This is a genomic window from Pseudomonas fungipugnans, assembly GCF_029955235.1.
GTDB lineage: Bacteria > Pseudomonadota > Gammaproteobacteria > Pseudomonadales > Pseudomonadaceae > Aquipseudomonas > Aquipseudomonas fungipugnans.
Genome location: NZ_JARBWL010000002.1, coordinates 775,848 through 797,986, shown reverse-complemented (window position 1 = coordinate 797,986; position 22,139 = coordinate 775,848). Strand labels below are relative to the sequence as shown.

Here is a 22,139-nt window from a genome sequence, read left to right as displayed (position 1 = left end):
ACTCTGTGAGCGAACTCATTCGCGTACCTGACATCGGCAGCGGTGAAGGTGAAGTAATTGAACTGTTTGTGAAGGTCGGCGACCGTGTCGAAGCCGACCAGAGCATCCTGACGCTGGAATCGGACAAGGCGAGCATGGAAATCCCTGCCCCCAAGGCCGGCATCGTCAAGGCCCTGAAAGTGAAGCTGGGCGATCGCCTGAAAGAAGGCGACGAACTGCTGGAGCTGGAAGTCGAAGGTGCCGCTGCTGCGGCCCCTGTGGCTGCCGCAGCCCCTGCTGCCAAAGCTGAAGCCAAACCGGCTGCCGCACCTGCTGCTGCCGCTGCTCCTGCTGCCGCGCCGGCCACCGCCAGCGTCCAGCAAGTGCATGTGCCGGACATCGGTTCGTCGGGCAAGGCGCAGATCATCGAAATCCAGGTCAAGGTTGGCGATACCGTCGCCGCTGATCAGTCGCTGATCACCCTGGAGTCCGACAAGGCCTCCATGGAAATCCCGTCGCCTGTCGCAGGCGTGGTCGAGAGCATCAGCGTCAAGCTCAACGACGAAGTCGGTACTGGCGACCTGATCCTGGCCCTGAAAGTGGTGGGCGCCGCGCCTGCTGCTGCCGCGCCAGCCCAGGCTGCTGCACCTGCCGCTGCTGCTCCGGCACCCGCCGCTGCCGCTCCGGCCGCTCCGGCCGCTCCGGTAGCCGACAGTGTTCAGGACATTCACGTCCCGGACATCGGTTCGGCTGGCAAGGCCAAGATCATCGAAGTGCTGGTCAAGGCCGGCGACACCGTCGAAGCCGACCAGTCGCTGATCACCCTGGAATCCGACAAGGCCAGCATGGAAATTCCATCGCCAGCCGCTGGCGTGGTGGAAAGCGTTTCCATCAAGCTCGATGACGAAGTCGGTACGGGCGACCTGATTCTCAAGCTGAAAGTCAAAGGCGCGGCGCCTGCTGCTGCCAAGACGCCAGCCGCTGCTGCTCCGGCTGCCGCTGCACCTGCTGCATCGGCTCCGGCTGCTGCACCAGCTGCCGCTCCCGTGGCCGCTGCACCGGTCAAGTCCGGTGCCAAAGTTCACGCAGGCCCGGCTGTTCGCCAACTGGCCCGTGAATTCGGCGTCGAGCTGAACGCGGTCAGCCCAAGCGGTCCGCACGGTCGTGTGCTCAAAGAAGACGTGCAGGTTTACGTCAAGGCCATGCTACAGAAGGCCAAGGAAGCACCGGCCGCCGCTGCTGGCGCAACCGGCGGCGCGGGCATCCCGCCAATTCCGGTCGTGGACTTCAGCCGCTTCGGTGAAACCGAAGAAGTGCCGATGACCCGCCTGATGCAGATCGGCGCGTCGAGCCTGCACCGCAGCTGGTTGAACATCCCGCACGTGACTCAGTTCGATTCGGCTGATATCACCGAGCTGGAAGCGTTCCGCATCGCTCAGAAAGCCGTTGCAGAGAAGGCCGGCGTCAAGCTGACCATCCTGCCGCTGCTGCTCAAGTCGTGTGCGCACCTGCTCAAGGAACTGCCGGACTTCAACAGTTCGCTGGCACCAAGCGGCAAGGCGATCATTCGCAAGAAGTACGTGAACATCGGCTTCGCGGTCGACACCCCTGAAGGCCTGCTGGTACCGGTCATCAAGAACGTCGACCAGAAGAGCCTGTTGCAACTGGCAGCCGAAGCCGCTGCGCTGGCCGCCAAGGCCCGCGACAAGAAGCTCACCGCTGACGACATGCAAGGCGCCTGCTTCACCATTTCCAGCCTCGGTCACATTGGCGGCACCGGCTTCACGCCGATCGTCAACGCGCCGGAAGTGGCGATCCTCGGTGTTTCCAAGGCAACCATCCAGCCAGTCTGGGACGGCAAAGCCTTCCAGCCGAAACTGATGCTGCCGCTGTCGCTGTCCTACGATCACCGTGTGATCAACGGCGCCGCTGCTGCACGCTTCACCAAGCGTCTGAGCGATCTGCTGGCGGACATCCGCACCATCTTGCTGTAACACCGGCCGGCCCTTCTTCACCGGAGGGCCCGTCGCGTTCCACGATTTCCGAGCGCCACGCTCGTACCTCAACCCCGCCAATTTGGCGGGGCTTTTTTTTGCCTGAAGTTTTAATCTGAACAGTAGAACTTCCTACATTTGTGGCTGATATCGCCCACAACTCAAGTCCCTTTCAGCCCGTTATCTTTTAGCGCCAAATAACTAGTCTTGGTTAACGGCCATTCAATTATGTCGCCGACCTCATTACTTATTAATTAGCGCAGCCATGAACGGACTCGAACATGTTAAAACCAACCGTCGGCCCTATTATTGGCCACACGACAACTAACCACGCACGTATATTCTTGCGTGGAGAAACAAAAAAATATGCATCGGCATTTGCCGGGGTACGTTATCGGCGTGCCGATGATGAACACTGGTCCAAAGGGACTTTTGTCAAGTTGTCGATAGTGCGGGACATGGCAGACGTGATTGTCCTGAACGACCTTGAGGCCAATACGAACTACGAATACCAGGCCGGCTGGTTCAGCCCGATGAGCCCGGCGCACACCGTGGAATCGGTGCAAGAACTGCCACTGCAATGGCCGCGCGAGCTGTACCGGTTTCGTACGCCCTCCAACGAAATCATCATCCCCCGCGCCTATGTGGTGGGCTCATGTCGCTATCTGCGATTGACCGCAGGCATTCCGTCTTCGCCGCAATTGGGTGACCGGATTTTCGAATCGATCCACCATCTGGTGGAGAACACTCAACCGCCCGTCAGTGCCATGCTGATGACCGGCGACCAGATTTACGTTGATGACCTCAACTTTATTGCGCCGGACCGGGAATACGCTGAAATCCTCAAGAAGTACCGTGCGGCATTTTCTCAACCCGGCATTACAACGTTGATGTCTCGCGTACCGACTTACATGATTCTTGATGATCATGAAATCGAAGATAACTGGCCAGCCAATGCCGGAAAGGCAGACGACGAACTGTACCGTAACGCCATGACCGCCTATGAGTTATATCAGGCCAGCCACAGCCCGCTGCACAAACTGGGCGAGAACGGAAAAGTTGACTGCACAAGACCTGATCATTATTGGTATCAACTAAGCGAAGGCGATATTGAATGGTTTGTGACCGACAGCCGAACCCGGCGCAACTTGTCTGCCGGGAACCGGCGCATCCTTGACGAAGAACAGGAACAGGCTTTGTGTCACTGGCTGATCAACAGCCCGGCACGGGTCAAATTCGTGGTCACCAGCGTGATGTTCTACCCCGACCGCACACTCAACGGCGATGACGCGTGGAAAGCCTTTCCCGAACAGCGCCTGCGGCTGCTGGAGACAATTCGCACACACCGGCTGAAGAATGTGATCTTCGTGTCCGGCGACGTCCATGGCTCCCTGACCAGCCGCCTGAGCCACAGCGAGGACCCGGATTTCGAGGTTCACACCCTCGTGTCCTCGCCGCTGTGCAACAGCAAGTTGCTGCCGTATGCCCGCGAGTCGACCTTTATCCTCGATCAGCCCCTGACGCGGACGGCGGCTGGCGACTATCGGCATGAGTTGACGAGCAAGGTGGTCAGCCAGGATAACTTTGCGCATCTGGTGGTGGAGCGGGATCATCTGCGGGTCAATTACCATGACCGGGAGGGCAAGCTGCTGCAGTCTGTTCGTATTGCACTGCATTAAAAGGGCAAAAGATCGCAGCCTTCGGCAGCGCCTACAGGGTGTACGCCATCTCAATGCGAGAGCTGCCGAAGGCTGCGATCTTCAGGACCGGGAGATTACTTTACGGCCACACTGGAGAAATCCCGTCTCCTGCCGACATATTCTTATAGCACTTGGCCTTCATCTCTCTTGTCAGTCAGTGCCGCAATGATGCAACCTTGCCGCAGGCAACAGTAAAGAGGGCGAGAGCCCGGCGCGATCAGCATATTCGAAGCGAGTTTCCCTCCATGAAAAGCCAACCCGATGCCACCAGCCGTATGGTGGCCGAGGTAGTGACGCAGTTGCCTGTGCCCTCGCGGCTCGGCATGCTGCGTTTCGAACGGCTGAATGAAGCGAGCTGGGCGCTGCTGTTTCTCGACCCCAATTGCGAACGCCAGTTCGGCCTGCCGGCCGTGGAGCTCTGCGCGCTGGTCGGCTCGCCCTACGCCAGCCTGATGGAGCCCGAAGCGCGCTATCAGCTGCATGACGCGATCCAGCAACAACTCACCCAAAGCCCGCACTACCTGATCCGCTACACCCTGCACACTGCCGCCGGCACCTTGAGCCTGCTGGAGCTGGGCGAAGCCTACAAACAACACAATCGACACCTGCTGCGCGGCTACCTGCTGGTCGTCGACGGCCTGTTCGAGGGTGAACCGCTGCTGCCAGCGCTGGACCTGGAAACCCAGAACTCGCGCCTGCAAATCGCACTGGAGCTCAACCAGCGCGCCCAGCAGGAACAACTCCAGCACCTGGACCGCGTGCGTGCCCAACAGGACTTGATCCTGCTGCTGACCCGCCAGCGCTACAGCTCCGGCAACTCCCTGCAAGAAGCCGCCGAACTGATCACCCGCAGCGCCTGCGACATCTACGAAATCGACTGCGCCAGCCTGTGGAATCTCGAAGGCTCGCTGCTGGTACCGATTTCGGCGTACCACCGCGCCACCGGCGATTATCAAATGCCGGAAATCATCAACGTCGCCGACTTCCCGGACTATCTGGAAGCGCTGCAAAGCAGCCGCGCCATCGACGCCCACAACGCCATCCGCGACCCACGTACCCGCGACATGGCCGAGAGCCTGCGCCCGCGTGACGTCAACGCCATGCTCGACGCCAGCATCCGCGTCGACGGCCAGGTGGTCGGCGTCCTGTGCCTGGAGCAGACCGGTGCGACCCGCGCCTGGCAGTCCGATGAAATTGCCTTTGCCGGTGAGCTGGCCGATCAGTTCGCCCAGGTCATCAACAATCACAACCGCCGAACCGCCACCAGCGCCCTGCACCTGTTCCAGCGTGCCGTGGAGCAAAGCGCCAACGCCTTTTTGCTGGTCAATTGCGACGGCGTGGTCGAGTACGTCAACCCGAGCTTCACCGCGATCACCCAGTACACCACCGAAGAAGTCCACGGCCAGCGGCTGTCGGAACTGCCGGCCCTGGAGAACCTCAGCGAACTGCTGTTCGACGCGCCCTCGGCGCTGGCCAAGAGCAACAGCTGGCAGGGCGAATTCAAGAGTCGGCGCAAAAACCTCGAACCGTACTGGGGCCAGTTGTCGATTTCCAAGGTCTATGGTGACAACCGCGAGCTGACCCATTACATCGGCATCTACGAAGACATCACCCAGACCAAGCTCGCCCAGCAGCGCATCGAGCGCCTGGCCTACACCGACAACCTGACCAACCTGGGCAACCGGCCGGCGTTCATCCGCAACCTCGACGAGCGTTTTGCCCACGACACCGACACGCCGATCAGCTTGTTGCTGGTGGACATCGATAACTTCAAGCGGATCAACGACAGCCTCGGTCACCAGACCGGCGACAAGCTGCTGATCAGCCTCGCCCGGCGCCTGCGTAACAGCCTGAGCCCGAGCGGTAGCCTGGCGCGTTTTGCCAGTAACGAATTCGCCGTGCTGCTGGACAACACCGACCTGCCGACCGGCCAGCAAATTGCCAACCAGTTGCTGGCGACCCTCGACAAACCGATGTTCGTCGACAACCAGCTGATCAGCGTCACCGGTTCCGTGGGCCTGGCCTGCGCACCGCTGCACGGGCGCGACCCGCAAACCCTGATGCGCAACGCCGGCCTGGCGCTGCACAAGGCCAAGGCCAACGGCAAGCATCAGGTCCAGGTGTTCACCGAAGCACTGAACGCCGAGGCCAGCTACAAACTGTTCGTGGAGAACAACCTGCGCCGCGCCCTGACCCAGAACGAGCTGGACGTGTTCTATCAGCCCAAGCTGTGCCTGCGCAGCGGCCGCCTGCTGGGCATGGAAGCCTTGCTGCGCTGGAACCACCCGGAAAAGGGCATGATCCGTCCGGACCAGTTCATCAGCGTCGCCGAAGAAACCGGTCTGATCATCCCCATCGGCAAATGGATCGCCCGCCAGGCCTGCCGCATGAGCAAAGACCTGACCGCCGCCGGCCTGGGCAATCTGCAAGTGGCGATCAACCTGTCACCCAAGCAGTTCTCCGACCCGGACCTGGTGGCGTCCATCGCCAACATCCTCAAGGAAGAAGCCCTGCCGGCGAAACTGCTGGAGCTGGAACTGACCGAAGGCCTGCTGCTGGAAGCCACCGAAGACACCCACTTGCAGCTCGACCAGCTCAAGCGCCTGGGCCTGACGCTGGCCATGGACGACTTCGGCACTGGTTACTCGTCGCTCAGTTACCTGAAAAAATTCCCGATCGACATCATCAAGATCGATCGCAGCTTCATCCACGAAATCCCGGACAACCAGGACGACATGGAAATCACCTCGGCGGTGATCGCCATGGCCCACAACCTGAAACTCAAGGTCGTCGCCGAAGGCATCGAAACTTCCGAGCAGTTGGCCTTCCTGCGCCGTCACCGTTGCGACGTCGGCCAGGGCTACCTGTTCGACCGGCCAATACCAGGCTGCGAGCTGATCGAAAAGCTCAGACGCTACCCGCGTGGGCCAATCGCCTGACAACCGCCTCCCTGTGGGAACGAGCCTGCTCGCTCCCACCCGGGTAGTGCGTAACTGACCGCTATTAGGCACACTGACACTCTGTGCATCTACATTCCAACCTGACTGAGGGGACTGATCATGGTTCTGCGCTCGGAAATTCTGGTGAACAAAAACGTGCTACCGACTAAAGAACAAGCTCTGCCTGGCCGCGAAACCCCAATGAGCGTGCCGGAAAAACACTTCGTCCACGACGCCCCGCTGCTGGGCCCGTTCGTCACTGATGTGGATTTCGCAATTTTTGGCCTGGGCTGCTTCTGGGGCGCGGAACGCAAATTCTGGCAGCGCGAGGGCGTGGTCAGTACGGCTGTAGGTTACGCCGGCGGCTTTACCCCGAACCCGACTTATGAAGAAGTCTGCTCGGGCCTGACCGGCCACACCGAAGCCGTGCTGGTGGTCTACGAACCGGCAAAAGTCAGCTACGAAGAACTGCTGAAGATGTTCTGGGAACTGCACAACCCAACCCAGGGCATGCGCCAGGGCAATGACATCGGCACCCAGTACCGCTCGGTGATCTACGCCACCAACCCGACTCAGCTGGCCGCCGCCAAGCACAGCGAGCAGGTGTTCCAGGCCGAGTTGACCAAGGCCGGCAAAGGCACCATCACCACCGAAATCGAAGAAGCCCCGACCTTCTACTTCGCCGAGGCGTACCACCAGCAGTACCTGGCCAAGAACCCTGAAGGCTATTGCGGGATTGGCGGTACAGGCGTGACGTGCCCGATCTGATTCAACGCATTACCTGTGGCGAGGGAGCTGGCTCCCGCTCGGCTGCGAAGCAGTCGTGAAACCGGTATCCGGGTTCTTACTGCAAGAACATCGATACCGATTTCAGGGCCGCTTTGCGCCCCGGCGCGAGCCAGCTCCCTCGCCACAGATCAATAGGCTTATTCGGCAATCAACCAATCCATCTGCCACCCACCCTGGGTCTGTCCCAACTTCTTGGACAACCACGGCAGCAATTCACGCAATTCCTCTTCCAGACCCCACGGCGGGTTGGCAATCGCCAGGCCCGAGCCGTTCAGGCTGTTCGGCGTGTCCAACGGATGCACCAGCAACTCCACCCGCAACAACTTCGGCGCGCCCGTGCCGGCCAGGTCCTGATAGAAACGGCGCAACATGCGCTGGTCCTTCACCGGATACCAGATCGCCGCCACGGTTTGGCGCATCCGACCAATCGCCTCTTTGAGCGACGCTGCACAACGCTGCATCTCGTCGAGCTGCTCGAACGGCGGATCAATCAACATCACCGCCCGCTTCTCCTGCACCGGCAACATTGCCCGCGGCACATGCCAGCCTTCGCCAAGGTGAACTTTCACCCGACGATCACCCGCCATGTTGTCCTTGAGCAGCAGGCCATCTTCGGGGTGTTTCTCGTTGAGCATCAGCCGATCCTGCGGCCGCGTCAGACGCCGCGCCAGTTCCGGCGAACCCGGGTAGTAGCGCAACTGGCCGTCCGGGTTCATGTCGTGCAGCACCTTCATGTAGTCGGCAGTCAGCGCCGGCAGATCGGGCTGATCCCACAAGCGCGCAATGCCTTCCAGGTACTCACCGGTACGGCTCGCCTGATCGCCCTGCAGGTCATACAGACCAATGCCGGCGTGAGTGTCGAGATAGGCAAACGGCTGCTCCTTGCGCGACATCAGGGCGATGAGGCGGGTTAAAGTCAGGTGTTTGAACACATCGGCGTGATTGCCGGCATGGAAGGCGTGACGATAATTCATGATTGCTCCTGCGCAGGGCGGGAAGTTTACCTTGAAGCGCACCGAACGTCAGGGGTTCGCGGCTGAGCGGCCATTCCAGGCAACCACACACCCCGCAGGAGCTGCCGAAGGCTGCGATCTTTTGACCTTGCCCTTATGGCGAGGGGGCTTGCCCCCGTTGGGCTGCGCAGCAGCCCCAGGACATCCCGGCCAACCAAAACCTGTGGCGAGGGAGCTTGCTCCCGCTGGGCTGCGCAGCAGCCCCAGGACATCCCGGCCAACCAAAACCTGTGGCGAGGGAGCTTGCTCCCGCTGGGCTGCGCAGCAGCCCCAGGACATCCCGGCCAACCAAAACCTGTGGCGAGGGAGCTTGCTCCCGCTGGGCTGCACAGCAGCCCCAAAACCAGCACCCCGGATTCGTCAGGTAAACAGCAGCGCCTGGTTTCACGACTGCTACGCAGCCGAACGGGAGCAAGCTCCCTCGCCACAAGGCCCCTCGCCGCTATTCCGGAGAACGAGCCCGCAACCGCCGTCCAATTACATCCAGCACATCACACCCATCCCGCAACGGAATGGCGCAGAGCAAGGCAAAGTCGCTAAGGATGAACGACTGACACTCGATCGAGCCACGCATCGACAGGTTCTCCATCACCTGGGTGACGGCGAGAATTCGATAGCTGGCTGCGTCATACAAAACATCGAGCGGCGCTTGGGTATCGACGAACAGGGTAGGCATGTCATCGCAATTGCTGGTGAGCGCCATGAAGCGGTTTTCGGGGGGCGGGGTTGGTTTTTTGTAGGGTGAATCGGGATGAAGATCTTTCGTTATTGAAACCTCTGGTAGTAAACGGTGGCTACCATCGGCCTTCCTACAGGCTTGGGTGGCAGCTATGCACGGGGTAGGAATATCGAGACCAGAGAACTCGACCACACCGAAGCGTGCCCGCGCACAGCCGCCGCAACTGATCTTACGGACGCATGTTGACGGCCGCAATCAGGTGTCAATGGACCAAGGCTGCTATCAAGCCGCCCCATCAGCTTTTTACGCTCGTTAAAGAAGTCAGCGCCTTGGAGTTTTCCGTGTTTGTCAAAGGTGCGCTTATGCAGGTTTTCAAGTTCTACAAGGGTCTCTTTCAAGTTGCCCAGGTGTTTACCAAACATCGCCGAACCAATGCCAACGCCTGTCGAGCCCTGCGAAAGAAAGGATTGAATCTCACCATGATGACGAGTCATGAACTCAGCCTCGGCATCGCTCAAAGGTTCAAGCGCCGCATCAACTTTCTGCGCGGCCTCCATCAGCAATGCCTCTTCGCGAGTGCACTGCGTATTGCGCGGATCGCTGAGGACAATCAACTGCCCAGGTTTGGCAAATTGGGGAGTTGCGGATTAAGGCTTCTGAATTTCTCCAGCACCGCCGGCTCTGGCTGGGCAAACAATATCGACTCCAGCGCAGACCGAGACATCCCCTGCTCGACGATGTGAAAACCCGGCTCAACGGTTGAAGCCATCGGCGTATCGCCCGGTGCACTCGGCGTCGGACATAACCCTTGCTTGCAGCGCTCGCACTCCTCACAGAACGGCGCCGGGCTTTTCAGGCTTTGAATCTGCGCGGTACTGAGCGGGACAGGCGTTATTTGCGGCGAGCCCATGGTCGGTATCGGCACGCCACCGACCATGATCGGCACGCTGCTGAAAATCCCCAGCGGGGTGATGTTGATCCAGTGTCCGCCCGCCTGAAGGGTGGCGGCAACCCCGCCTTCGATCACGACTTGTTCGTTGGCACTGACGTGGAATTCCCCACTGGCCTTGGTCGTATGGGTGCTGACTTTAATGTGGCGGTTACCGTGAACGTGCAAGTTGTCGCTGGCATCCACCCCTTCGACGCCACCGATGACGGTGTTGCGCTGACTGCCGACCTGGACGTGTAAATCGTTGCGCACGTGCTGGGTCCAGTTTCGCTGGGCGCGCAGGTAAATTTCCTCGGCGCCCTTGCGATCCTCGATACGCACTTCGTTATAACCGCCGCTATCGGGGCTGCTGCGTGTGCGGAAAATACTGCGGGTCTTGTCGGCGGGCAGGTTCAGCGGCACCGGGTTTGCGGCGTTGGGCAGACAGCCCATCACCAGGGGTTTGTCGGCATCGGCATCAACAAAACCCACCAGCACTTCCATGCCGACCCGCGGTATCAGCACGCTGCCATAGCGGTCGTGGGCCCAACCGGTAGCGACCCGCAGCCAGCAACTGGAATGCTCGTTGAACTGGCCCTCGCGATCCCAGGCGAGCTGGACTTTGACCCGGCCGTATTCATCACAGTGGATTTCGCTGTCGCCGGGACCTGTGACCACGGCGGGCTGATAGCCGAGCATGCGCGGCTTGTCCGGCCCCATGGGCGGACGAAACGAAACGTCCCACGGCGTTGCCAGAAAGGTATTGCGATAACCCTGGAATTCACCGTCACCCGCAGTTGATTCCTCTTCCAGCACTTGCGGCTGGCGACCACGGTGTTCGATTTCGGTCACCAGCCACAGCTCGTTCCATTCGTCTCGTGGATGCTCGGCCAATTGCAGAAAATGGCCACTGAGCAAAGCCGATTGATCGCTGCGACCTTCAGCCTGGCGGTAATCCGCAGCGTGGCGTTCCAGCGCTCGCCGGGCCAGATCCCGGCCCTGTTCGCGGTCAGTAAACTGACCCGGAAATTGATAGTCCTCCAGTACCGGCTGCTGCTCGCTGCCGACGCGACTTTCAAGTTGCAGGCGCGGTTTGCGAAAGTCGTAGTCCCGGCGAGCAACCGCTGTCGTACGGGTTTCCACGCGCACATGGAAACGCTTGATCGCCGGAGCACTCGCCGCCATGGCGCTGTCAGGCAAATATAGCGTGGGCTCGGGCAGCCGGCGAAAAACCGTCTGGTCATCGCCAAACACCAGCAAATGCCCGTCGGGGCTGTGCCGGAAGTGATAGTGGATGCCGATCTCGGCACACAGCCGCTGGACAAACGCCAGATCGCTTTCGGCGTACTGGACGCAGTACTCGCGCTCGGGGTAGTCGCTGCCGAGCTGAAACTCGAATGCATCGCGCTGGATGCCGTGGTCCTTGAGGATGTGCGCGATGATCGCCGGCACGCTTTTGTGCTGGAAGATCCGCTGATTGATGCGCTGGCCGAGGTACGTCAGATACGGGACGAGGCTGACCTGATAGTGCGTCAGACGTTTGCCGCAATCCCCTTGCCCAACGCGATAAACCTGACCGTGAATACCGCAACTCTGCCCATCGAAACTCAGAAAGGCCTGACGATGCAGCAGGCTTTCCAGGTCCAGGTCTGGCCTGTCACAGACCAGCTTCAACTCAAAGCGATAGGGCTGGCTGATCGCTTCCCTGCCCGTGAATTCAAGCACCTTGAGGTCATTCTGAATGCCTTCCAGGGTCAACGTGAAACGTGGCGCGGACATCCGATGTCTCTTTGCAGAATAAGGGCGGGCGATTCTGCATGACGGATGAGGGGCGTTGCCGGGATGACAGGGAAAACAGATTAGGCGTGTTTTTTTAGAGAATTTTCCTTCAAGTATCAGGGTGTTCAGCTACAGACATCCCCCTCAAAATCACCACCAATCCCTGTGGGATATTTGATGCCACAAAATCTGCAAAAAAAAACGGCCCGCCTCCAACAGGAAGCGGGCCGTTTCTATAACCGCGAAGGGTCAACCAACACCCATCACTTGTTCAGACGATAATCCTTCTCCGCCGCATCAAAGCGCTGCAGCATGCCCTGAGTCGGCGCGCCCAGCTTGCTGACGATATAGATGGCCAGGCTGGCAAAGATGAAGCCCGGGATAATTTCGTACAGGCCCAGCAGGTTGAAGTGTTTCCAGACGATCACGGTGACCGCGCCGACCAGGATGCCGGCCAGTGCGCCGTTGCGGGTCATGTCTTTCCAGATCACCGAAATCAGCACTACCGGACCGAACGCCGCACCGAAACCGGCCCAGGCGTAGCTGACCAGGCCCAGTACGCGGTTTTCCGGGTTCGCGGCCATCGCGATGGCGATCAACGCAACCAGCAGCACCATGGCGCGGCCGACCCATACCAGCTCAACCTGGGATGCGGTTTTACGCAGAAAAGTCTTGTAGAAGTCTTCGGTCAGGGCGCTGGAGCACACCAGCAACTGGCAGCTCAGGGTACTCATGACGGCCGCCAGAATGGCCGACAGCAATATGCCGGCAATCCACGGGTTGAACAGGATCTTGGCCAGTTCGATGAACACACGCTCGTGGTTTTCGGTCACAGGCGCCGCCAGGTGCGGATTCGCCGAGAAGTAGGCAATACCGAAGAAACCGACGGCGACGGTGCCGCCCAGGCACAGAATCATCCAGGTCATGGAGATGCGACGCGCCTTGGCAATCGACTTGACCGAATCCGCCGCCATGAAACGCGCCAGGATGTGCGGCTGGCCGAAGTAACCCAAGCCCCAGCCCATCAGAGAAACAATGCTGATGAAGGTGGTGTTTTTCAGCATGTTGAAGTTGTCAGGATTCTGCGCTTCGATTGCCAGGAACGTGGTATCGACGCCACCGGTGGCCAGCAGCACGATGATCGGCGTCAGCAGCAAGGCAAAAATCATCAGCGTGGCTTGTACGGTATCGGTCCAGCTCACCGCCAGGAAACCACCGACAAAGGTGTAGGCAATCGTCGCCGCGGCACCGGCCCACAGCGCGGTCTCGTAGGACATGCCGAAGGTGCTTTCAAACAGACGGGCACCGGCCACGATGCCGGAAGCGCAATAGATGGTGAAGAACACCAGGATCACCACGGCGGAGATAATCCGCAGCAGGCCGCTTTTGTCTTCGAAACGGCTGGAAAAGTAATCCGGCAGTGTCAGGGCGTCGCCGTTGTGCTCGGTCTGCACCCGCAAACGGCCGGCAACAAACAGCCAGTTCAGGTAAGCCCCGACGATCAGGCCGATGGCGATCCAGCTTTCGGAAAGACCGGACAGGTAGATGGCACCCGGCAGGCCCATCAACAACCAGCCGCTCATGTCGGAGGCGCCGGCAGACAGCGCGGTCACGACGCTGCCCAGGCTGCGACCGCCCAGGATGTAGTCAGAAAGGTTGTTGGTGGAGCGATAGGCCATGAAGCCGATCAGCACCATGGCTGCGATGTAGATCACAAACGTGATCAGGGTTGGGTTGCTTACGCTCATTCAAATACGCCCTGGCTTTGTTTTTATGTAGCGACGGTGTGTGAAACCGAGACAAACGACGACGCTTGTTCAAACGATTTCCAGCCCCGTGCATTTATGACTGATGTTTCCCCAGGAAAGCCATCAGCCGGTACACCGAACTTTTTAGCCGGTTGCACCTTGGTCGCGAATCCTATGCAACAACGTAAATCAGGTGCAACCTGTTTCTTGAGAATTAGTTGCACCTATGCATTTTTCCTTGAAATAGAGCGTTTTTTGTCACGCTTCAAGGCAAATATAGAGTTTTACAAGAAGTAAAAGCACCAAGCTGGGGCAGCGCCTTCATACCAGAATTTATTTCCTGACGACCTGCCGATTATTCCGACAAAAAAAGGGTTGCACCCGGTTGCACCTCTGTCAGCGCACGGCTAATCTTGGCGCCAGCTGATGCCGCGCAGTCGTGGCAAACATGAGGATAAAAATATGGCTACCACCACACTTGGGGTCAAACTTGACGACCCGACCCGCGAGCGCCTGAAGGCGGCCGCGACCTCGATTGATCGCACGCCGCACTGGCTGATCAAGCAGGCAATTTTCAATTACCTGGAAAAACTCGAGGGTGGTGCAACCCTGACCGAGCTGAGCGGTTTGACCAAGGACGCCGACGACGCCGTCGATGCGCCGCAGGATCACGCTCACCAGTGCTTCCTCGAATTCGCTGAAAGCATTCTGCCGCAATCGGTACTGCGTGCCTCGATCACCGCCGCTTACCGCCGCCCGGAACCGGAAGTGGTGCCGATGCTGATCGAGCAGGCGCGTCTGCCGGCGGCGATGGCCGAAGCCACCAACAAACTTGCCTCCTCTATTGCCGAAAAGCTGCGCAATCAAAAGAGCGCTGGTGGCCGTGCAGGCATTGTTCAGGGCCTGTTGCAGGAGTTTTCCCTGTCGTCCCAGGAAGGCGTGGCGCTGATGTGCCTAGCCGAAGCGCTGCTGCGCATCCCGGACAAAGGCACCCGTGACGCGCTGATCCGCGACAAGATCAGCACCGGCAACTGGCATCCGCACTTGGGCAACAGCCCGTCGCTGTTCGTCAACGCCGCCACTTGGGGCCTGCTGCTGACCGGCAAACTGGTCGCGACCCACAACGAAGCCGGCCTGACCTCGTCCCTGAGCCGCATCATTGGTAAAAGCGGCGAGCCGATGATCCGCAAGGGCGTCGACATGGCCATGCGCTTGATGGGCGAGCAATTTGTCACCGGCGAAACCATCGCCGAAGCGCTCGCCAACGCCAGCAAGTTCGAAGCCAAGGGCTTCCGCTATTCCTACGACATGCTGGGTGAAGCCGCACTCACCGAGCACGATGCCCAGAAGTACCTGGCCTCGTACGAACAAGCCATCCACTCGATCGGCAAAGCGTCCCACGGCCGTGGGATTTATGAAGGTCCTGGCATTTCCATCAAGCTGTCGGCCCTGCACCCGCGTTACAGCCGTGCCCAGTACGAGCGCGTGATGGATGAGCTGTACCCGCGCCTGCTGTCGCTGACCCTGCTGGCCAAGCAATACGACATCGGCCTGAACATCGACGCCGAAGAAGCCGACCGTCTCGAACTGTCGCTGGATCTGCTGGAGCGTCTGTGCTTCGAGCCGCAACTGACGGGCTGGAACGGCATCGGGTTCGTGATCCAGGCTTATCAGAAGCGTTGCCCGTACGTGATCGACTACGTGATCGATCTGGCGCGCCGCAGCCGTCATCGCCTGATGATCCGCCTGGTGAAAGGCGCGTACTGGGACAGCGAAATCAAGCGCGCTCAGGTCGAAGGCCTGGAAGGCTATCCGGTTTACACCCGCAAGGTGTACACCGATGTTTCCTACATCGCCTGCGCACGCAAACTGCTGTCGGTGCCGGAAGTCATCTATCCGCAGTTCGCCACGCACAACGCCCACACTCTGTCGGCCATTTACCATATTGCCGGTCAGAACTATTACCCCGGCCAGTACGAGTTCCAGTGCCTGCACGGCATGGGCGAACCCCTGTACGAACAGGTTGTAGGCAAAGTTTCCGAAGGCAAGCTGAACCGTCCGTGCCGTGTGTATGCACCGGTCGGCACTCACGAAACACTGTTGGCGTATCTGGTCCGTCGTCTGCTGGAAAACGGCGCGAACACCTCGTTCGTCAACCGCATCGCCGACCAGTCCATTTCGATTCAGGAGCTGGTGGCCGATCCAGTGGCCAGCATCGAGCAGATGGCGACGCTGGAAGGCGGCTTCGGCCTGCCGCACCCGCGTATCCCGCTGCCGCGTGATCTTTATGGTGCCGAGCGCGCCAACTCCAGCGGCATCGACATGGCCAACGAACATCGTCTGGCCTCACTGTCCTGCGCCTTGCTGGCCACCGCTCATAACAGCTGGAAAGCCGCGCCGATGCTCGGTTGCGCCTCCAGCACCGAAGCGCCGGCGCCGGTCCTGAACCCATCCGATCTGCGTGATGTGGTTGGCCATGTGCAGGAAGCCACTGTCGAAGATGTCGACAACGCGATCCAGTGCGCGCTGAACGCTGCGCCGATCTGGCAGGCCACACCGCCCGCCGAACGCGCTGCGATTCTGGAACGTGCCGCTGATTTGATGGAGGGCGAGATCCAGCCGCTGATGGGCCTGTTGGCTCGCGAAGCCGGCAAGACCTTCGCCAATGCCATCGCCGAAGTGCGTGAAGCCGTGGACTTCCTGCGTTATTACGCGGTGCAGGCCCGTAACGACTTCACCAACGACGCCCACCGCCCGTTGGGTCCAGTGGTGTGCATCAGCCCGTGGAACTTCCCGCTGGCGATTTTCAGTGGCCAGGTCGCCGCTGCACTCGCCGCCGGTAACCCGGTGCTGGCCAAGCCTGCGGAACAAACCCCGTTGGTAGCGGCGCAAGCCGTGCGCTTGCTGCTCGAAGCCGGGATTCCGGAAGGCGTGCTGCAACTGCTGCCGGGCCGTGGCGAAACCGTTGGCGCGCGCCTGGTCGGTGATGATCGGGTCAAAGGCGTGATGTTCACCGGCTCCACTGAAGTCGCTCGCTTGCTGCAACGCAACGTCGCCGGTCGCCTGGATGCTCAGGGTCGTCCGATTCCGCTGATCGCCGAAACCGGTGGCCAGAACGCGATGATCGTCGATTCCTCGGCGCTCACCGAACAGGTTGTCATCGATGTCGTGTCGTCGGCCTTCGACAGCGCCGGTCAACGCTGCTCGGCACTGCGCGTGCTGTGCTTGCAGGAAGATTCGGCAGACCGCGTCATCGAAATGCTCAAAGGTGCCATGGCTGAATGCCGCCTCGGCAATCCAGAGCGCCTGTCCGTGGACATCGGCCCGGTGATCGACGCCGAAGCCAAGGCCGGCATCGAGAAGCACATCCAGGCCATGCGCGACAAAGGTCGCAGCGTGTACCAGGTGGCCATCGCCGACGGCGAAGAAGTCAAACGTGGCACCTTCGTGATGCCGACACTGATCGAACTGGAAAGCTTCGACGAGCTGCAACGGGAAATCTTCGGTCCGGTGCTGCACGTGGTTCGCTACAAGCGCAAAGACATTGACCAGTTGATCGGTCAGATCAATGCCTCCGGCTACGGCTTGACCCTGGGTGTACATACCCGGATCGACGAAACCATCGCCAAGGTGATCGATAACGTTCACGCCGGTAACGTCTACGTGAACCGCAACATCGTCGGTGCCGTGGTCGGCGTGCAGCCGTTCGGCGGCGAAGGCCTGTCGGGCACTGGCCCGAAAGCCGGTGGTCCGTTGTACCTGTATCGCCTGTTGTCGACGCGTCCGACCGATGCCATCGAACAATCCTTCGCTCGCGGCGACGCCATTGTCGCCCCGGATGTTCGTCTGCGTGACGCCATGAGCAAGCCGCTGACCGCACTGAAAGCCTGGGCCGACAGCAACAAATTTGCCGACCTGAGCACCTTGTGCGTGCAGTTCGCGGCGCAGTCGCAAAGCGGCATCACCCGCGTGCTGGCCGGCCCGACCGGCGAGCGCAACAGCTATGCGATCCTGCCGCGTGAGCATGTGCTGTGTCTGGCGGAAGTCGAAGGCGATCTGCTGACGCAACTGGCTGCGGTATTGGCGGTTGGTGGTTCGGCGGTGTGGCCGGAATCTGACTTGGCGAAGGCGGTGTTCGCACGACTGCCGAAAGACGTTCAGGCGCGGATCAAGCTGGTTTCCGACTGGCACAAGGACGAGGTGGTGTTTGATGCGGTCCTGCATCATGGCCATTCCGATCAGTTGCGCGCGGTTTGCCAGCAAGTGGCCAAGCGCGCCGGGGCGATCGTGGGTGTTCACGGCTTGTCTCAGGGTGAAACCAACATTGCGCTGGAGCGGTTGGTGATCGAGCGGGCATTGAGCGTAAACACCGCTGCGGCGGGGGGTAATGCGAGCCTCATGACGATCGGATAAACCCCAGTACCTGTGGGAGCGAGCTTGCTCGCGATGACGGCGGCACATTCAACATGGATGTGACTGGCAAACCGCTATCGCGAGCAAGCTCGCTCCCACAGGGTTCTGCGTCAATCGTCTTACTCGTTCTGCCCCTCTATCACCACCATCAATCATCCTGTTCACCCCCCCTCCCCACGCCTAGACTCGGTCCATCCCAATCAAGGTAGGCCGCCATGTCCGAGACGTTGCTCAGTTCCCGCAATCTGGCTTTCGAGCTGTATGAAGTCCTTGATGCCGAGGGCCTGACCCAGCGTGAGCGGTTCGCCGAGCACAATCGCGAGACATTCGATGCCGCCATCGGCACCGCCCGCAGCATCGCCGAGAAGTTCTTCGCGCCGCATAACCGCAAGGGCGACGAGCACGAGCCGCGCTATGAAAACGGTGAGGCGATTCTGATTCCGGAAGTGAAGCCAGCGGTGGATGCATTTCTTGAAGCCGGCTTCCTGAATGCCGCGCGCAGTTTCGACGCCGGCGGCATGCAACTGCCTACACTGTTGTCGCAAGCCTGCTTCGCCCACTTTCAGTCGGCCAACGCGGCGTCCACGTCCTACCCGTTCCTGACCATGGGCGCGGCCAATCTGATTGAAAGCTTCGGCACCGATGAGCAAAAGCAGCGCTTCCTGCAACCGATGATCGACGGTCGTTTCTTCGGCACCATGGCCCTGACCGAGCCACATGCCGGGTCGTCACTGTCGGATATTCGCACCCGCGCCGAGCCTGCGGCAGATGGCACTTATCGGCTCAAGGGCAACAAGATCTTCATCTCCGGCGGCGATCACCCGCTGTCGGAAAACATCGTGCACATGGTGCTGGCCAAGCTGCCGGACGCGCCGGCCGGGGTGAAGGGCATTTCGCTGTTTATCGTGCCCAAGTTCCTGGTCAACGAGGATGGCAGCCTGGGCAAGCGTAACGACGTGCTGCTGGCCGGGCTGTTCCACAAGATGGGCTGGCGCGGCACCACGTCCACGGCGCTGAACTTCGGCGATAACGGCGAGTGCGTCGGTTATCTAGTGGGCAAGCCGCATCACGGCCTGAGCTACATGTTCCAGATGATGAACGAGGCGCGGATTGGCGTCGGCATGGGCGCAGTGATGCTCGGTTACGCCGGTTACCTGTACTCGCTGGAATACGCCCGCGAGCGTCCGCAGGGTCGCGTGCCAGATAACAAGGATCCAGCCACCGCGCCGGTGGCGATCATTCAGCACGCCGACGTCAAACGCATGTTGCTGACGCAGAAGGCGTACGTCGAAGGCTCGTTCGATCTGGGGCTGTATGCGGCTCGCCTGTTCGACGACACCACCACGCTGGCGACCGAAGCCGAACGCAAGCAGGCCCACGAACTGCTGGACCTGCTGACGCCGATCGTCAAATCCTGGCCCTCGGAGTTCTGCCTGAAGGCCAACGAGCTGGCAATCCAGATTCTCGGCGGCCACGGTTATACCCGCGAGTATCCAGTGGAGCAGTATTACCGCGATAACCGTCTGAACCCGATTCACGAAGGCACCCACGGCATTCAGTCGCTGGACTTGCTGGGGCGCAAACTGGCGCAGAACGGCGGGGCCGGGCTCAAGCAGCTGATTCGACTGATCGCCAACACCGCCGAGCGCGCCCACTTTTATGAGTCGCTGACGCCGCTACGCGAACCGCTGGAGAAACTGGTGGCACGCCTGCAAGCAGTGACCATTGGCCTGCTGACCGATCTGGGCCAGGGCAAGGTCAACAGCAGCCTGGCGAATTCAGCGCTGTATCTGAAGGTGTTCGGGCACACGGTGATTGGCTGGCGCTGGCTGGAACAGGCGATTCGCGCTGAGGAAGGATTGGCCAAGGGCAATGCAGCGGATGTGAATTTCTATAAGGGCAAGTTGCAGGCGGCGCGGTATTTCCTGACGTGGGAAGTGCCGGGTTGTCATCATGAGCTGGCGATTCTTGAGGCGCGGGATGATGTGTGCCTGGGGATGCAGCATGAGTGGTTCTGATCCAGATCCTTTGGCGTTGCTGAAATCTATTCGCGAGCAAGCTCGCTCCCACATTGGTTCTGGGTACAACAGAGATCAAATGTGGGAGCGAGCCTGCTCGCGAAGAGGCCCGCACCGGCACTGCATCAACTCAACTTGAACCCACCCATCTGCCGTGCCAGATCATCGGCCAACCGCTGCAACGTCTGGCAATCCTCACGACACGCCCTGACCTCCCCCGCCGTCGCCCGGGCCAGGTCGGAAATGCCTTGCACATTGCGGTTGATCTCTTCGGTCACCGCCGACTGCTCTTCCGTCGCCGTCGCCACCTGGTGGTTCATGTCGCTGATGCGCTCGATCTGCCCGGTAATCGCCGTCAGCGATGACCCGGTGCGTTGACTGGACTCAACCCCGGTCCCGGTCGCCGCTTGCCCCGAGTGCATCGATGAAACGGCGTTCTCTGCACCTTGCTTGAGATTGCCGATCATCTGTTGAATCTCGTCGGTGGACGACTGTGTGCGCCGCGCCAAGGTGCGCACTTCATCCGCCACCACGGCAAAACCGCGCCCCATGTCCCCGGCCCGTGCCGCTTCAATCGCAGCGTTGAGCGCCAGCAAATTGGTTTGCTCGGAAATCCCGCGAATTACCGCCAGCACCTGATCGATCGACGCCACCTGATGGGCCAGCTCGCCCACCGCCGTCGCGGCGACACCGATTTCATCGGACATGCTTTCAATGTGCCGGATCGAGCCGCCGACCACTTCCCGCGCCTGCATCGCCTCGTCCCGAGCGGTTTGCGAGGCCACCGCGGCGTTGCCGGCGTTCTGGGCGATTTCCTGCACCGTCAGGCCCATTTCGTGGACAGCGGTGGCCACCATGTCGGTCATTTCCTGCTGGCGACCGGAACGCTCGGCGGTGTTATCCACTACCTTCGCCACTTGGCCGACAGCGGTGCGCAATCGCTCGCTGGTGGTCAGCACTTCGCCGATCATGTCGCGCTGGCTGTCGAGGAAGCGATTGAAGCCACGCGCCAGGTCACCCAGCTCATCGGCGCGACTGGAATCTAACCGGTGGGTCAAATCTCCACCACCGCTACCGATGGCTACCAGTGCTTCTGTTACCTGACGGATCGGTCGCACCAGGCCACGGGCCAGCAGCACCACCAACATCAGGCACACCAGCGCCACCGCCAGGCCAATGCCGCTGCTCATCCACATGGCGCGACGGGCTTCGGCATAGATCTGCGACTGCGGCACTTCGGCCACCAGGGTCCAGCCCAGGTCGCGCAGTGGCAGGCTCAACGCCAGAAAATCTTCGCTGTCACGCACGAAGTTGCTGTTGGCGGCATTTTTCTGACCCATGACGGCTTGCGCAGCCGGGGCACCAATCTGTTCGGCAAGCGTCCGTTTACCGCTGAATTGAGCCTCGGGGTGGACCTGGATCAAGCCGTCGGAACGCACGAGATAGACCTTGCCGCGCTCACCGAAACTGAAATTGTGGATCAGCTGCGACAGCTCTTTCATGCTCAGGCCGAGGCCGGCAACGCCCACGACTTTACCGGCCTGCTCGACCTTGAGGTCGATGAACAGCGCCAATTCTCCGGTCGCGGTGTCATTGTCGATATTGAGGGTGCGCGGCTGATTGCCATCGAGAAACGAATAGAACCAGGCGTCTTTGGGGTTGGCGCGGCTGAGGGTGCGGTCCAGGCCTTTTTCCGTGTAGTAATGGCTGGAATCGGCGCCAATCATCAGCGCGGTGAAGGCCTTGTGTTCGGCGCGGATGCCTTCCAGGTACTGCACGAAGGTGGCGGTCTGGGCACTGTTTTCGCCCCCGGCCAGCCAGTCGCGCACCATGCTGTTGCTGGCGATGTCCTTGGCGGCGGTGAGGGGTTGGACGAGGATGCGTTCGATGTCGTTGCGCATCGCTTCGATGCTCGACGGCAACGCCTGTTCGACCAGATAGCTCTGGGCGAGGCGATTAAGCACGAGGGTGTAAATGCCAACCACAATCAGGATACTGACCAACAGGGCGGTGCCCATGCTCAGAATCAACTGCCACTGGATACTGCGTCGCCAGAACTGCATGAAGCACCCCCAAAGAATAAGAGGCTGAAACACTGCAACAGCCGTGCCGATTGTATACAAACCAATCGACAATTTATTCTTTGGTTGTGCGCAAGCT

General features: G+C 60.3%; 12 protein-coding genes. 6 read left to right on the top strand and 6 right to left on the bottom strand.

Features of this window, described 5'->3' with window-relative positions; all coding sequences use genetic code 11:
- The first annotated feature begins 5 nt into the window (after positions 1–5).
- From aceF to msrA, 4 genes are all read left to right on the top strand, one after another.
- Positions 6–1,973: a dihydrolipoyllysine-residue acetyltransferase gene (aceF, locus tag POF45_RS18540; protein ID WP_282316358.1), complete on the top strand. Its 1,968-nt coding sequence runs from the start codon at positions 6–8 to the stop codon at positions 1,971–1,973.
- A 281-nt stretch (positions 1,974–2,254) separates the two neighbouring features.
- Positions 2,255–3,652 carry an alkaline phosphatase D family protein gene (locus POF45_RS18535; RefSeq protein ID WP_282316357.1) on the top strand — a complete coding sequence of 466 codons (1,398 nt, stop codon included), beginning with the start codon at positions 2,255–2,257 and terminating at the stop codon, positions 3,650–3,652.
- 266 nt (positions 3,653–3,918) lie between these two features.
- Positions 3,919–6,612, top strand: coding sequence for a putative bifunctional diguanylate cyclase/phosphodiesterase (locus tag POF45_RS18530; protein WP_282316356.1), 2,694 nt, complete (start codon positions 3,919–3,921; stop codon positions 6,610–6,612).
- 120 nt (positions 6,613–6,732) lie between these two features.
- Complete coding sequence (gene msrA, locus POF45_RS18525) at positions 6,733–7,380, top strand: peptide-methionine (S)-S-oxide reductase MsrA (RefSeq protein WP_259498645.1); 648 nt, start codon at positions 6,733–6,735, stop codon at positions 7,378–7,380.
- A gap of 158 nt (positions 7,381–7,538) precedes the next feature.
- Here the strand turns inward: msrA and POF45_RS18520 are convergent, their stop codons facing one another.
- The 5 genes from POF45_RS18520 to putP form a co-directional block, all read right to left on the bottom strand.
- Entirely contained in the window at positions 7,539–8,375 is an 837-nt protein-coding gene (locus POF45_RS18520) for a 23S rRNA (adenine(2030)-N(6))-methyltransferase RlmJ (RefSeq protein WP_050681744.1), read from the bottom strand.
- 481 nt (positions 8,376–8,856) lie between these two features.
- On the bottom strand, positions 8,857–9,117 hold the full coding sequence (locus tag POF45_RS18515; protein WP_282316355.1) for a short-chain dehydrogenase: 261 nt from the start codon (positions 9,115–9,117) through the stop codon (positions 8,857–8,859).
- Positions 9,118–9,242: 125 nt separating this feature from the next.
- Positions 9,243–9,650 carry a hypothetical protein gene (locus tag POF45_RS18510; protein WP_282316354.1) on the bottom strand — a complete coding sequence of 136 codons (408 nt, stop codon included), beginning with the start codon at positions 9,648–9,650 and terminating at the stop codon, positions 9,243–9,245.
- A 53-nt stretch (positions 9,651–9,703) separates the two neighbouring features.
- Complete coding sequence (locus POF45_RS18505; RefSeq protein WP_431978608.1) at positions 9,704–11,800, bottom strand: type VI secretion system Vgr family protein; 2,097 nt, start codon at positions 11,798–11,800, stop codon at positions 9,704–9,706.
- A 263-nt stretch (positions 11,801–12,063) separates the two neighbouring features.
- Positions 12,064–13,548, bottom strand: a complete 1,485-nt coding sequence (putP, locus tag POF45_RS18500; RefSeq protein WP_259498640.1) for a sodium/proline symporter PutP — start codon at positions 13,546–13,548, stop codon at positions 12,064–12,066.
- 462 nt (positions 13,549–14,010) lie between these two features.
- On the opposite strand from putP, the gene putA reads away from it, so the two are divergent.
- Both putA and POF45_RS18490 read left to right on the top strand, forming a co-directional pair.
- A complete protein-coding gene (gene putA / locus POF45_RS18495) occupies positions 14,011–17,961 on the top strand; it encodes a trifunctional transcriptional regulator/proline dehydrogenase/L-glutamate gamma-semialdehyde dehydrogenase (RefSeq protein ID WP_282316353.1) in 3,951 nt (1,316 codons plus the stop codon).
- Positions 17,962–18,176: 215 nt separating this feature from the next.
- Positions 18,177–19,979, top strand: coding sequence for an acyl-CoA dehydrogenase (locus tag POF45_RS18490; RefSeq protein WP_282316352.1), 1,803 nt, complete (start codon positions 18,177–18,179; stop codon positions 19,977–19,979).
- 125 nt (positions 19,980–20,104) lie between these two features.
- On the opposite strand, the gene POF45_RS18485 is transcribed toward POF45_RS18490, so the two are convergent.
- Positions 20,105–22,042 (bottom strand): methyl-accepting chemotaxis protein, encoded by a 1,938-nt coding sequence (locus POF45_RS18485; protein ID WP_282316351.1) that lies wholly within the window; start codon positions 22,040–22,042, stop codon positions 20,105–20,107.
- Between the last annotated feature and the right edge of the window lie 97 nt (positions 22,043–22,139).